A 13723-nucleotide genomic window follows, 5' to 3' on the forward strand; every position below is an offset into this window, starting at 1 on the left:
TTTAATCACAGCTCACATGCCTGAACTCCCTGAAGTTGAAACCACGCGGCGCGGATTATTGCCGCTGGTTGGCCAAACTGTAGATCAGGTGATTATTCGCAACGCATCACTGCGTTGGCCTATTCCTCAGCATATTACCCAGTCGTTACCCTCCCAAAAGCTCATAGAGCTGAGTCGTCGCGCCAAATATATTCTGGCGCGATTTGATTCAGGCACCCTGATTTTGCATCTAGGCATGTCTGGCCGCATCTGTTTATTGACGCAGAATGAAGCGCCAGCCAAGCACGACCACTTTGATATGCATTTTAAAGATGGTCAGGTCTTGAGGTTGCGCGACCCACGCCGCTTTGGCGCAGTGTTGTGGGCAGAAGGTGACGTTAATGAGCACTCCTTACTCAGTGTGCTGGGCCCAGAGCCACTAGATGATAGCTTTGATGGTGCTTGGCTATACCAACACATTCGTACACGTTCAGCGCCGATTAAAAATACAATCATGGATAGTCACCTGGTTGTCGGCGTTGGCAATATCTACGCGAGTGAGTCTTTGTTTCGCGCTAGGATCAATCCGCAAACGCCTGCTAATAAACTCAGCAAAGCGGCCTGCAATCGATTGGTGTCAGAGATTAAATCTACCTTGAGTGATGCTTTACTGGCAGGTGGTAGCAGCTTGCGAGATTTCTTTGGCGCAGATGGCAACCCTGGCTATTTTCAGCAGGAGTATTTCGTTTATGGCAGAACGGGGCAGCCATGCAAGATATGCGGCAGGCCAATCAGCACGATACGTTTAGGCCAACGCTCAACATTTTACTGTGAGCATTGCCAAAAGTAAGGCTTATAAAATCGCTTTACCAGTCATTCAAGCTATTAGGCGACTAGTGCAAGGTTCGCCAAATCTCCACCAAGCTTATGACTTGGGCTGTAGCAACCAAACTGATCACAATGGCTATTAAGCGTAACCAGTAGGTATTGCGCCGTTGTTGATGGCTGAGCGCCTCTATTTTTGCGCTGAGAGGGGAATCCAAACTGGCTGTAAGTTGGCTATGTACTAGTCTTGGCAGTTGCGGCAGTATCGTGCCCCAGTTTGGTAGCTCCGCCTGCATATTTTTCAACAGACTACGCCAGCCAATCTGTTCCGACATCCAGCGCTCGAGGAAAGGTTGTGCGGTTTTCCATAAATCCAGGTCAGGGTCTAGCTCACGGCCCAAACCTTCGATATTCAGCAGTGTTTTTTGCAGCATGACCAACTGTGGCTGGATGATGACACCAAAACGGCGCGACATCTGGAACAGGCTGAGCAGGGTGCGTCCAAATGAAATTTCTTTCAGTGGCTTGTCAAAAATAGGTTCGCAGATGGCACGTACAGCGGTTTCCAACTCATCCACATTGGTGTTTGCGGGCACCCAGCCGGATTCAATATGCGCAACGGCAACATCGCGATAATCGCGGTTGAAGAAGGCAAGGAAATTGCGCGCCAGATAATATTTATCAGTTTTATTGAGCGAACCCATGATGCCGAAATCCAGCGCGATATAACGGCCATCGCGCGCCACCTGGATATTGCCCGGATGCATATCGGCATGGAAAAAACCGTCGCGGAACACTTGCGTAAAGAATATCTCCACGCCATCGCGCGCCAGTTTGGGAATGTTAATGCCTAACTCACGCAGCTTATCCACCTGGCTGATGGGGATGCCATCCATGCGCTCCATCACCATCACCTGCTCACGGCACCAATCCCAATAAACTTCTGGAACTAACAGCAATTTCTTATCAGCAAAGTTACGGCCCAGCAGGTTGCAGTTGGCGGCTTCTAGCATCAGGTCTAGCTCGCCTTGAATATGTTTATCAAACTCGGCGACCACTTGCCTTGGCTTCAAGCGCTTACCTTCGCTCGACAGTGTGTGTAGCAGCCAAGCGGCGCTATCCAATAAAGCCAGATCTTTTTCGATAACGCGGGCAATACCTGGGCGCAATACCTTGACCGCTACAGCCTTGCCAGCAGGCAGGTGGGCAAAGTGCACCTGTGCCACGGAGGCGCTGGCGATGGGTGTGACATCAAACTGCTCGAAGACCACACTCAATGGTTTGGCAAACGATGCTTCAATGATTTGCACCACATCTTCGTAAGGAAATGGCGGTACACGATCCTGCAGTTTGGCAAGTTCGTCAGCGATATCCAGTGGAATAAGATCACGTCGGGTGGATAGCATCTGGCCGAATTTGACGAATATGGGTCCTAGCGCTTCCAGTGCCAGTCTGAGACGTTCGCCGCGACTTGCCTCTATGTTTCTCCAGAAAAAGATGACCCTGAATACGCTTCGCAAAGGGCGCAATTTGGTATGGCCGAGTATGAGCTCATCCAGGCCATATTTGAAGGTGACAAAAAGAATTGTGATTAAGCGGAATAAACGCATCAGCTGCTAGGAGTTTCTGTTGAATTGGGTGAACTGTTATTGGTTGCCGCTTGTTTCTCAAGCTTTTCCATGAGCTTATCAAATCGCTTGCTCAGACGTTCTGCATCATCACGCAAGGTGTCGACATCGGCTATGAATTTCTCCACATGGCGTTTTTTGGCGAGTATGGGTTGTTCTTCCTGCCAGTATTCCACCAGCATCTCAGCCGCATTCAGTGATTGCTTTTTGATGCCTGCGACAGTTTCACGGCCAAAGGTAGCAATCTTGTTGGCAGGGATATCGCCAATCACTCGGCTTAGATCCTCTTCATATTCCCATTCTAGGTTCTGCATGACTTTTGACAGCGCCATGGCCAGCTCAGTATCGCCTTCAAGCTGTGCCTGTTTGGCTGCGGCTTCATCTTTGGCCAAGAGCCTGAGCGCGATGGATAATGAAATCGTGACTGTGGCATCTGCTTGGTTTGAATCGCCCGCCATGGCCAAGCCGCCATCTTCCAGTATGGTCAGGGTTGCGCTAATCGGCGGCATATTGAAGCGCACAGACTTGCCTGCGAATGGTATTAGCTCAGCCCGAGCCCAGCTATTCTGGGTAATCAGGTGGTTTAACAAGCGAGTGAGTATGGGTTTCAGCATATTGAGTACCTTTACTAGATTTTCCAACCCTTGTGCAGTGCGACTACGCCTGCAGAAAGGTTGTAGTAATCCACTTTTGCCAAGCCGGCATCTATCATCATTTGCCTCAGGGTTTCTTGATCTGGGTGCATGCGAATGGATTCAGCCAGATACTGATAGCTATAGGCATCTTTGGCAAACAGCTTGCCCATCAAGGGCAATAGCTTGAATGAGTAAGCGTCATATAACGGTGCCAGTGGTTTCCAGACTTGGGAGAATTCCAGTACCAGCAAACGTCCACCTATCTTGAGCACGCGCTGCATCTCGGCGAGTGCCTTATCTTTATGCGTCATATTGCGCAAGCCAAAGGCAACGATGACGCAGTCAAAATACTGGTCAGGGAAGGGCAGTTTCTCTGCATCACACTGCAGTGCGGGGATTGCAAAACCTTCATCAGCCATACGGTCACGACCAACGCCGAGCATGGATGCATTGATGTCGGTTAGTACGACTTCACCCTCAGGGCCTACCTTTTTTGCAAATAGCTTGGATAAATCACCGCTGCCACCCGCCACATCCAGCACGCGATCACCTTTGCGTACACCGCTGACTTCCACTGCAAAACGCTTCCAGGTGCGATGCAAGCCAGCAGACATGACATCGTTCATCAAGTCGTATTTTTTTGCTACCGAGTGAAATACCTCACCCACCTTGCCAGCTTTTTCATTCTCAGAGACAGATTTAAAGCCAAAATGCGTCTGGTCGGTGGAGGGTTTATTGGATTCTGTCATCACTATTTCTTTCGATCTGATTTAATGGCAATCTGCTTTATTAATAATTTAGATTAGCAATCTAGTCTGTTTGTCTTTTGATGCCGACAGCATCAAGCCTGCCTATGTATTCCAGCCACAAGCCTTCGTAGTTAGAGGCTAAATCGTATAAATAATCCCATGAATAAAGACCCGTATCATGGCCATCACTGAACTTGAGCTTGACTGCATAATTGCCAATCGGTTCTATTGCCACGATATTGACGTTTTCTTTGCCTGTTTGCAGCACTTCTTGACCAGCACCATGACCGCGCACTTCTGCCGACGGTGAATAAACACGCAAAAACTCGCATGAGAGTTTGCAATGCATATTATTGTCGAAGGCAATTTCTAGTAGGCGCGATTGTTGATGCAGCTTAATGTCTGTTGGTCGCGGGCTATTCGGGCTTAATCCACTCATAAGCAGCTATTTTTGCACTTAAAATAAAGGCATTGATGATAGCAGAATCAAGCAAAATCATGGGCGTAGACTCAGGTTCTGAGAGATTTGCATCATCAACCACATATTGTGACAATTTTTGCGCAAAGTATCTTCTTTATACTCATGATTTATTTGACTATTTTTTTTCGCATGCTACAGTAAGGTCAAATATAAAAGCATTCAGGGTAGATTATGGTCGAAAACAAGCTAGCTCACCAATTCGCCGCCTATACGGATTGGAGAAAAGCACTGGTCGAAACCATCTGCGATTACCGCAGCTGGCTTAACGAGCAGGAGCTTAATGATGCCCAAATTGACCAACGTATCCAGTTTCTTCTCGAGCGACTACGCGAAGATAAGTTAAATGTCGCTTTCGTTGCTGAGTTCTCTCGTGGTAAATCCGAACTAATCAATGCAATTTTCTTTGCTGGCTACGGTCAGCGCCTGTTGCCATCGAGTGCAGGCCGCACAACAATGTGTCCTACCGAGTTGCTTTACGACCCTAGCAAGCCAACCTCACTGCAATTATTACCTATCGACACCCGCTCTTCTGATGCCACCACCACTGAATACAAGCGCTATCCTGATGAGTGGAAAGTATTCGAGTTTGATATTGATGACAGCGATAGCATGGTGGAAGCATTCAAGGAAGTCAGCCGCACCAAGAATGTCACAGTCGCTGAAGCAGAACGTTTTGGCCTATTCGACCCTAACAGTGCGGACGATGCGCTGAATGTGAACCAAGATGGCACGATTGATATCCCTGCTTGGCGTTATGCGGTGATTAACTTCCCACATCCTTTGTTGGAACAAGGTTTGGTGATTCTGGATACTCCAGGCTTGAATGCAATCGGTACTGAGCCTGAATTGACGCTGAACATGCTGCCAAATGCACATGCGGTGCTATTTATTCTGGCTGCTGATACTGGAGTGACTAAATCTGAAATTGATGTTTGGCGTCAATACATCAGTGGCACGCGCTGGAAGCAAAAAGGCCGTTTAGCTGTTCTGAACAAGATTGATGGCTTGTGGGATGAGTTGAAAGATGAAGCCCAAATAGAGAAAGAAATTCTCAAACAAGTGAATACGAGTGCAGATTTGCTTGGTTTGTCGCCAAACCAGATTTTCCCTATTTCAGCGCAAAAAGGCTTGCTCGCCAAGGTCAATAAAGACGACGACCTGCTTATCAAAAGTCGTTTGCTTGAGCTTGAGAAGGCGCTTTCTGATGAATTGATTCCGTCTAAAAAAGAGATTGTGCGTGACAATACGCAAAGCGAAATTGAAGACCTGATCAATAATTCGCTCGGCATTCTGGAAGCACGTTTGCAAGGTATGAACGAGCAGTTGGAAGAATTGAAAGGCCTACGCGGCAAGAACGAAGATGTGGTTGAACACATGATGAACAAAGTGAAAGCTGATAAAGAAAACTTTGAAAAAGGTTTACAGCGCTTTCAGGCTTTGCGCAGTGTATTTTCAAAACAAACTAACGAGTTATTTACCCACCTGGGTATGGAGTCTCTTAAATCGCTGGTCATCAAGACCCGCGAAAACATGGTTGCTGCTAACTTTACCAAGCAGTTACGTAATGCCATGGATGAGTTTTTTAGCACAATCAAATCGCGCCTTATGAGTTCGGATGCGCAGATTGATGAAATCAAGCGCATGATGGATGCGATGTATGAAAAGTTTTCTAAAGAGCATGGTTTGCGTAAAACAGATGCACCTGTTTTCTCAACTTTGCGCTATCAAAAAGAGTTGACCAAGCTTGAACGTGCTTATAAAGAGCAGTTTAGTACAGCGCTAAATATGATTGCCAATGAAAAAATGATGCTGACGTCCAAGTTCTTTGAGACCTTAGCTAGTCGTGTGATTCACGTGTACGAAGTCGCTAACCGAGACGTTGAGAATTGGCTTAAAGCTGTGATTTCACCAATGGAATCACAAGTGCGCGAACACCAATTACAACTGCGTCGTCGGCTTGAAAGTATCAAGCGCATTTACCAGGCGACCGATACATTAGAAGACCGTATCTCTGAGTTGGAGGGCATTGAGAACAGTATTCAAGCCCAAGTTGCTGATTTAAAAACGCTGCGCCAGCACATCAAGAATGCATTAGAATTTGACGCGGATGCCCAATCCAAGGCTGCATGACCACCACTACCTTACTGTTTTTGCTCGGTGTGACCATTATTTTTGTTGGTATAGCAGCTGCAGGCATACTTTGGGCGATTAAAAGTGGCCAGTACGATGATATGGAAGGCCCAGCGCAAAGAATATTGATGGATGATGATGACCCGATGATTCCATTTAAACGCTTGAACCCAAATCTCAATCAGAATAAAATTGAAAAATAATTGAGTGAGGCCTTTATGAAATCTTTTTTTACCTTTGAAAATCTACCGCTGACCATTGTTGTGCTTTTAATTACCTGGTCATGGTTGAGCGCATTATCAGTGATTTTCTTTGCTTGAGCAAAGTCTAGCTGAGTGACAGACAAAAAAACAAAAGGCTGCAATCGCAGCCTTTTGTTTTTTTTATTTCAAATGTTGGGAATTTAAGCCACTTCGCTTAACAGCCCTTTCATTTTTTGCATTGCTTTCTGCTCAATTTGACGAATCCGCTCTGCGGAAACTCCATACTCAGCTGCTAAATCATGCAAAGTCACATTGCTATCTTCTTGTAACCAGCGCGCTTGCACAATGCGTCTGCTGCGCTCATCCAAACTCTCAAGCGCCAATGCCAAGCCTTCAGTTTGAATGTGGTCATTTTGCGTTTCAGCGAGTTTTTCTAACGGGTCTAATTGCGTGTCCTGCAAATACGCAATCGGGCTGTATTTATCATCTTCATCATCATCGCTGTTATTTTCCAGCGAGATTTCATGGCCACCCATTCGAGATTCCATCTCAAGCACTTCTTCTGGCTTTACCTTAAGCTCACGGGCAATGCGCGCCACTTGGTCAGGTTTTAAGCTACCTTCACCAGTTTTCATGCTACGTAAATTAAAAAACAGTTTACGTTGTGCTTTGGTGGTGGCCAGTTTGACTAAGCGCCAGTTACGTACGATGTACTCGTGAATCTCAGCCTTAATCCAGTGGATCGCAAATGAAACCAAGCGCACACCGCGGTCAGGGTCAAAGCGTTTTACCGCTTTCATCAGGCCAACATTGCCTTCTTGAATCAAATCTGCTTGTGGCAAGCCATAGCCAGAATAGCCGCGCGCAATACTTGCTACCAAACGCAGATGCGAAACAATCAAGCCTTTAGCAGCTTCTAGATCATTGTTTTCTTTCAGGCGTTTAGCATAGTTATGCTCTTCCTCTGCGGTAAGCACAGGGAACGCCTTGATCGTACGCATGTACTGGTCAAGGCTGTCTAAGCTAGAAATTGAAGGTATAGTTAAAGCGTTTGTCATAGGATTTATCTCACTCATGAAATAATTTTAGCACTCTACATAAGAGAGTGCTAGTGTGAGAAAGTTTCATTTTTTACTTTTTGTGATAATGAAGACAATTAATAAAGTCTGTCTGGTTGGAATAAAGTCTGTCTGAAACTGGATTTAGAAAAACCCCCATCGTTCTGGTTTTAAGAACTTTTTAAATATTTATAAGGCATATCGGCGTCCGCTATCGGCCAATAGCGGCCACTCTTGCAGCGCAATTAATTCTTTAATTTAATGCTCTGCATTACAGGCCATTTCGTAGCTTATTAGAGCGGCACTAATATCGTCAGCCTTATCCTGCAGAATCTTACCTCTAACTAACAGTCCCTTTTTCTGACATTTGTAAGCATCGAATGCAGTCTGGCATTTATAGTCGATTAGGTAATCCCTAATACTTATTTGTAATGTAGTCATTATTAGACTCCTCTTAGTGAGTCTTTACCTTACGCCTATTGAAACTTACTAGATGTAGTCCAATGGACTATTATTGGATACGAAATGACTACATGCCCTTAGGCTTAATGAAGCCTTGAATAATCCAGACTAATCCGATACCTGCTAATAAACAAAACATCGAAAATGTTAGGCAGATATAAAGGCGGGTAAGAAATTCCTGATTAAACCCAGAATTCACCAAGTAAGACAAGCAAGGAAACATACAGAGGCTAGCAGCAAATATGTTTACCCAACTTATGGTTTTTGCAATAGAACTTCGTACTTCGACTGGTTCAAACATGTTTGGCTGCCTGTAGTGGGATTGCCGAGCATGCAGCATAGGCTTATATGCGTAAGAATGTTGGTTTATATAACGCCTATTCGTCTATATAACAGAATCAACAATAGTTTCCAAAGAAACCTTATGCAGGTATAATGGTTTCTGTAGAAACTATTAAGTAGGTTTGCAATGAAATCCTCCAGCAATTCGAATATCAGTTCACTAGAGTCTCATCTAGGCTTTTGGTTAAGATTTGTCTCGAACCACGTCTCAACGCAATTTTCCATCCAGATTGAGAAAGAAGGTGTATCCATTTCCGAATGGGTCGCTTTACGACATTTATTTCAATCTACCGAATCATCTACTGCAGAGCTTATCAGTGCATTGGGAATGACCAAGGGCGCAGCTTCTAAAGTGGTTTCGCGTCTAGAGGAAAAACTCTATGTGAAACGTGTCAGCAATCAAGTTGATAAAAGAGAACAGCTTCTGACCTTAACCTCCGCTGGCAAAGCTATTGTTCCGAGACTGGCTACACTGGCTGATCAAAACGATGCAGCCTTCTTCGAGTGTCTATCTCAAAGCAAAAGAGATGCGTTGATGGGTCTGCTGAAAGAAATCGCAACAGTGCATCAACTAAAGAAACTCCCTGTAGATTAAGAGTAAGGATAAACCCTCATGGATACAACAGTTAGAGACATTATTGAAAACAGCGCACGTCAATCTTACGAAGGTTCAATTCACTTTGGACAAGTAATTGGTAATTTAATGAACGCTGGGGTCGAGTCATATTTTGCAGATTATCGCAGCCCCTCTACAACTTACTATCTTCCATCTGACGAAAATATAAGGTTGATTTTGAAAGTACCACAACTAAAGATTGCTCATGTATTCGATAAAGAAGCGATTCAAAATGCCATACGTGGTGCGCAACGGGGGGAGGTAAAATATCCACAATTCTTGGAGCTATCGATGCAAGCGGGCTGTATTGGTTATTTTGTTTGGATTACTGGACGGCATGTCACTTACTATGGCAGAAATGGTGAGACGCATATTGAGCCGTTCCCAGATGCAAACTGCAGATTGTCATCATAGTTAGGCGGCTATCGGCCAATAGCAACCTATAATAAATTAAATTTTTTCAACATTTGACGAGCACCTTGTTAGGCTCATCGACATCCTCCCCTTTTTTGGATTACGAGCTGTTCTAGCACGTAGAATACGCCGAGATAAACTTCTAAAGACACGAATCTCAGCTCGGTTATCCGTCTAATGACGGGTTCCAGAATCTGGCCCTCTAGTGTCTACAACGATTTGGGAGTAGGCATTTCTACGGTGGCATTCCGTTGGCTTTCAAGCTCCAATACCCGACCTTCTAAATATCTGATGCGATTAAGCGTGTAGTCATATTGGCTATAGTCCATCATTTCTTCCCAGCGTCGGATAACATTGAAGATGCGTCGGATGGCACCAGTGCCAGTGCGGACCCTGGTGGGCGTCTTGTCGGTAGATTGTGGGTTGTTTTGTTTGTTCATGTGAGTCCCCTAGAGTTGGTGAATATCGATTTTGCGGCTCAACAGGCTTCGCTCTAGACGGCCGTCAGGCCGCCGTCAACTGGCAGGTCGATACCAGCGATGTAGCTGCTTTGGTCCGAGGCAAGGAACAGAGCTGCGCAAGCGATCTCCTCTGGACTCGCTAGACGCGCCAGAGGGGTCATAGCCATGATCTGCTTTCTGGCTTCAGCGGCGCCCTCCTTGGACGGGAACTGCTCGTCGAACATAGGTGTTTCGACCGCGCCAGGGCTAAGCACGTTGGTCCGGATCTTCCGATTCTTGAGTTCGCTAGTCCACGTCCGCGCGAACGACCGTAGCGCTGCCTTTGTGGCGCTGTAGGTGCTTCGACCGGGAAAGCCTTTGTTCTTCCCTGCGGACGCGACGAGTATGATGGAGGCCCCATCATTCAAGTGGGGCAACGCCTTTTGAACGGTGAAATAAGTGCCGCGGGCGTTGGTGTTAAAGGTCTTATCGAAATGCTCGGACGTCGCTGCTGCGGTCATCGACTTTTCGACGAATGCCGCCCCAGCAAAAATTACATCGATCTTACCCCTCTTCGCAACGCAGTTGTAGAGCTGGTCAAGGTCATCAAGGTTTGAGATGTCGGTTTTTACGCCGGTGACGTTCTTACCGATCTCGGCCACAGCGTTGTCCAGCTCCATCTGGCGACGACCTGCGATGAATACATAGGCGCCTTCTTCAACAAACCTCTTGGCTACCGCTAGGCCGATGCCGCTACCCCCGCCCGTGACGACGGCAATCTTGTTTTTCAGTGCAGACATTTTATTTCCTTTGTTGTTGGGTGCTATCCGGGGAGGCTTATGATGATCCCTTGCTACTCAGGTTCCCGAATACTTTCCAATATTCCAAACAACCGTTCGATTAATTCAAAAGTAAAACCGGGCAGTGCTCACCATCTAGTCGATTCGAGATTTAGTGCGTATCGCGAGCCTAGTTGTTGGCGATACGCACTAAAGGCGAAGTTAAGTGAAGCGTGTGGCATGTGCTGCCTTCAAAATTGCGACCAACCGCCATCGACCGGAAGCTCGGCGCCGGTCGTGAAGGTCGCGTCGAACGCGAGGAAGAGGACAGCCTTGGCGATTTCCTCCGGTGTCCCGAAGCGCTTCATGGGGACCATACCGCTCGCATGTTTCCTCATCTGGGCGGCTGCATCTTTGTCGGGGAACGCCTTTTCGAGGATGCCCGTGTCGATGGGACCAGGCGACACCGCGTTCACACGAATTTCCCGAGGAAGAAGCTCAGCGGCAAGCACCCGGGCGAATGATCGCAGCGCAGCCTTGGCGGCTCCGTATGTAGCTTGGCCAAGCATTCCCTTGACGTTGGCAATCGAGGTCGTGAGGACGACGGAGCCTCTCCGACTGATCATCGGCGCGAGCTTCTGGACCACGAAAAACGGTCCTTTGGCGTTCAGGTTGAACATCTCGTCGTAGATCGCCTCGGTCACGCTTTCCAGAGGCGTTGGAATGCTGAACCCGGCGTTGACGAAGAGCAGGTCGAAGGTGTCGAACTCAGTCTTCACCCGAGAAGCGAGAGCATCGATGTCCGTCAACGAACGCGCATCGCTCGAAACCACGAGAGCGTCTTTCCCGAGCTCTTTCTGCGCCGATTCCAGGCCGGCTTGCGAACGACCCGTCACCAGAACATGTGCACCTCCATTGAGGAGCATCTTCGCTGTCGCGAGCCCCATGCCGCTGGTACCGCCAATTATCACCGCCCGCTTCGCTTCGTACTGTTTCATGTGAATTCTCCTTGCGACATCTGGCCGCTTTGCTGGTTAAGTTCTGTACTGTTTAGTATGAAACAGAATGGCATTATGTTAGTTGTTATGGTCACGGTCAAGGATTTTTGAACTAAATAATTCAAAACATAATTGGAACTCGCGGACGACCACGTAACTCCGCAATCGCCTGCTGATTCTGACCACCGTGACTAGACTGCTTCAGGACACCGTGATTAAGGATGATGGGTTTAACAAATCGACACCAGTGACCTTGACGACGGCCTGCCACGAGGCTTCCTGGCTGGCGTGATCGTAGAGGTGCGGCTGGCGCTGCACCTCAATTGGACCTGAAAACTTCCCTTGAGCCGAGGCAAAGAATTGCCCAGAGACTTCGGTTCCGAACCCCGACGCCTGGAGGTAGCGACGGGCCGCGGTCTCTGGCGTTTGATTCATGCCGGGAATGAGGTTCACGATGGGAATCATCAGATACTTCAACAACGGGCCAGCGTTTCGCGCCACATTGGTGGCATTCGACGCACCGGGTGAGACAGCGTACACGGCCATGCCGGAGGGTAGCCGACGCGCCAGCGCCCCGACCCACCAGGCGATGATGAGCTTCGCGTCGGCATACGCAGTGTTGGGGGTGTACTTCACGTTTGGTCCGCTGCGAATCAGGGCTTCAGCCGCAGCTGTTTGGTCGCCCCCGTAGCATTTGGCCGCAAAAGCTGGCAGGTCGGTGTATTTGAACATGGGTACACCCCCGCGGGCAGGCTCCGCGCTGGCGATAACAATCCGTGCATTGGGGCTCAGCAGGTTGGCACGAAGCAACCCGACAGTCAGTTGATGATGGCCGATCAACGGGGCCTCGGAAGCCTCGACGCCGGCGGCAGTGATCACACGCTTCTTACCTGGGACCATCCCGGCATTGAGTAGCAGGAAATCAATCAGCTGACCTCGCTTAATCAGCTCGGCTAGAGCGGACTCAACGCTGGCGGGCACGTTCAGATCAAGCTCAAGAGGCGTGAAGAACGTTGTCTTAGTCTCAGCGGCGAGCTGATCTGCCGTTACCTGAACCTGGGCCAAGCTGCGACCTGTAATTATGATATTGCGGTAGCCTTCGGCGGCGAGCATACGGGCTGCGGCATGGCCGAGTCCAGAGGTGGTACCAGTGACGAGAGCGATAGAAAGATTCATAGATGGTTCCGTGATTAAGGGTGATATCGAACCAAGGTTGCCAGTAAAGTCTGAGCCACCTTGTAGGTTTAGAACTGTTTAGTTATAATATATTGGTGCAACAAGCACGGTCAATGAGTTTTTAACTAAATGATTCAAAAACATATTAAGCCTGGTGGGCGACCACGTAGTTTCGACGAAAGGGACGCGCTGGAAAAGGCGACTCAGGTGTTCTGGTTGAAAGGCTACGACGGAGTGACGATCGACGATCTTGTCGCCGGGATGGGTGTGGGGAGGCCAAGCCTGTATTCCATCTTTGGGAACAAACAGACATTATTCTTGCGCGTCCTTAAGGCGTATATGGAGAAGAAAGGCGCGCTCGCTGCGAAGGCACTCCTCTCGCCGCAGAGTCTTCGCGATTCCCTCGCCGGTTTCCTGAGATTTGCTGTCGAAAGTGCGACCGAGGAAGGATCCGCCCCGGGATGTCTGGCATTATGCATCGCGCCGGTCGTGAACGATCCTAAGGTTCGGGAGATCCTGCTTAATGCAGCCACTGGCGCCGCGGCGCAAGTAGAACTTCGTTTCAGGGACGGGATCAGCGCGGGAGAAATCCCGTCTGACTTTCCTGTAGCCGTACGGGCGAGCCAAATCTTGGATTTTGCTCGGGGTCTGACCATGCGTGCGCAGCTAGGCATCCCGCGCAAGACGCTCCTCAGGGATGCCGAGGAAGCGGTTGACTTGGTGCTCCTGCCACGGCGTGGAAATGCGGTGCCAGAAGGGGGCGTTTGACGAAAAGGGATGTACCTGGTGTGCGTGGTTTGCACAAGGC

At 48.3% G+C, this 13723-nt stretch carries 15 protein-coding genes; 6 read left to right on the forward strand and 9 right to left on the reverse strand.

The window, feature by feature from the left end; genetic code table 11:
* The first annotated feature begins 16 nt into the window (after window positions 1-16).
* Entirely contained in the window at window positions 17-829 is an 813-nt protein-coding gene (gene mutM, locus ZMTM_RS03815; RefSeq protein WP_221765000.1) for a bifunctional DNA-formamidopyrimidine glycosylase/DNA-(apurinic or apyrimidinic site) lyase, read from the forward strand.
* Between the two features lie 43 nt (window positions 830-872).
* Here the strand turns inward: mutM and ubiB are convergent, their stop codons facing one another.
* The 4 genes from ubiB to ZMTM_RS03835 form a co-directional block, all read right to left on the reverse strand.
* Window positions 873-2414 (reverse strand): ubiquinone biosynthesis regulatory protein kinase UbiB, encoded by a 1542-nt coding sequence (gene ubiB, locus ZMTM_RS03820; protein ID WP_221765001.1) that lies wholly within the window; start codon window positions 2412-2414, stop codon window positions 873-875.
* A complete protein-coding gene (locus ZMTM_RS03825; protein ID WP_221765002.1) occupies window positions 2414-3046 on the reverse strand; it encodes a ubiquinone biosynthesis accessory factor UbiJ in 633 nt (210 codons plus the stop codon). The genes ubiB and ZMTM_RS03825 overlap by 1 nt, the downstream gene beginning before the upstream one ends.
* Before the next feature lie 14 nt (window positions 3047-3060).
* Entirely contained in the window at window positions 3061-3816 is a 756-nt protein-coding gene (ubiE, locus tag ZMTM_RS03830) for a bifunctional demethylmenaquinone methyltransferase/2-methoxy-6-polyprenyl-1,4-benzoquinol methylase UbiE (RefSeq protein WP_221765003.1), read from the reverse strand.
* Between the two features lie 61 nt (window positions 3817-3877).
* Window positions 3878-4255 (reverse strand): gamma-butyrobetaine hydroxylase-like domain-containing protein, encoded by a 378-nt coding sequence (locus tag ZMTM_RS03835; RefSeq protein ID WP_221765004.1) that lies wholly within the window; start codon window positions 4253-4255, stop codon window positions 3878-3880.
* A gap of 213 nt (window positions 4256-4468) precedes the next feature.
* On the opposite strand from ZMTM_RS03835, the gene ZMTM_RS03840 reads away from it, so the two are divergent.
* Window positions 4469-6427 carry a dynamin family protein gene (locus ZMTM_RS03840; protein WP_221765005.1) on the forward strand — a complete coding sequence of 653 codons (1959 nt, stop codon included), beginning with the start codon at window positions 4469-4471 and terminating at the stop codon, window positions 6425-6427.
* Window positions 6424-6630, forward strand: coding sequence for a cbb3-type cytochrome oxidase assembly protein CcoS (gene ccoS / locus ZMTM_RS03845; protein WP_221765006.1), 207 nt, complete (start codon window positions 6424-6426; stop codon window positions 6628-6630). Before ZMTM_RS03840 ends, ccoS begins: the two co-directional genes overlap by 4 nt.
* A gap of 200 nt (window positions 6631-6830) precedes the next feature.
* Here ccoS and rpoH read toward each other — a convergent pair whose 3' ends face one another.
* Entirely contained in the window at window positions 6831-7688 is an 858-nt protein-coding gene (gene rpoH, locus ZMTM_RS03850) for an RNA polymerase sigma factor RpoH (protein WP_221765007.1), read from the reverse strand.
* A 931-nt stretch (window positions 7689-8619) separates the two neighbouring features.
* On the opposite strand from rpoH, the gene ZMTM_RS03855 reads away from it, so the two are divergent.
* On the forward strand, window positions 8620-9087 hold the full coding sequence (locus ZMTM_RS03855) for a MarR family winged helix-turn-helix transcriptional regulator (protein ID WP_221765008.1): 468 nt from the start codon (window positions 8620-8622) through the stop codon (window positions 9085-9087).
* Between the two features lie 18 nt (window positions 9088-9105).
* The gene (locus tag ZMTM_RS03860; protein WP_221765009.1) at window positions 9106-9522 is read left to right on the forward strand and encodes a DUF1398 domain-containing protein; all 417 of its coding nucleotides are present in this window, start codon (window positions 9106-9108) and stop codon (window positions 9520-9522) included.
* Between the two features lie 209 nt (window positions 9523-9731).
* On the opposite strand, the gene ZMTM_RS03865 is transcribed toward ZMTM_RS03860, so the two are convergent.
* From ZMTM_RS03865 to ZMTM_RS03880, 4 genes are all read right to left on the reverse strand, one after another.
* Window positions 9732-9962: a hypothetical protein gene (locus ZMTM_RS03865; protein ID WP_221765010.1), complete on the reverse strand. Its 231-nt coding sequence runs from the start codon at window positions 9960-9962 to the stop codon at window positions 9732-9734.
* Between the two features lie 53 nt (window positions 9963-10015).
* Window positions 10016-10762: an SDR family NAD(P)-dependent oxidoreductase gene (locus ZMTM_RS03870; protein WP_221765011.1), complete on the reverse strand. Its 747-nt coding sequence runs from the start codon at window positions 10760-10762 to the stop codon at window positions 10016-10018.
* 230 nt (window positions 10763-10992) lie between these two features.
* Entirely contained in the window at window positions 10993-11739 is a 747-nt protein-coding gene (locus ZMTM_RS03875; RefSeq protein ID WP_221765012.1) for an SDR family oxidoreductase, read from the reverse strand.
* Between the two features lie 201 nt (window positions 11740-11940).
* On the reverse strand, window positions 11941-12915 hold the full coding sequence (locus ZMTM_RS03880) for an SDR family NAD(P)-dependent oxidoreductase (RefSeq protein ID WP_221765013.1): 975 nt from the start codon (window positions 12913-12915) through the stop codon (window positions 11941-11943).
* A 129-nt stretch (window positions 12916-13044) separates the two neighbouring features.
* Between ZMTM_RS03880 and ZMTM_RS03885 the strand changes: the two genes are divergently transcribed.
* Window positions 13045-13683, forward strand: a complete 639-nt coding sequence (locus ZMTM_RS03885) for a TetR/AcrR family transcriptional regulator (RefSeq protein ID WP_221765014.1) — start codon at window positions 13045-13047, stop codon at window positions 13681-13683.
* Window positions 13684-13723: the final 40 nt, after the last annotated feature.

Source organism: Methyloradius palustris, assembly GCF_019703875.1.
In the GTDB taxonomy this organism is placed as follows: Bacteria; Pseudomonadota; Gammaproteobacteria; order Burkholderiales; family Methylophilaceae; genus Methyloradius; species Methyloradius palustris.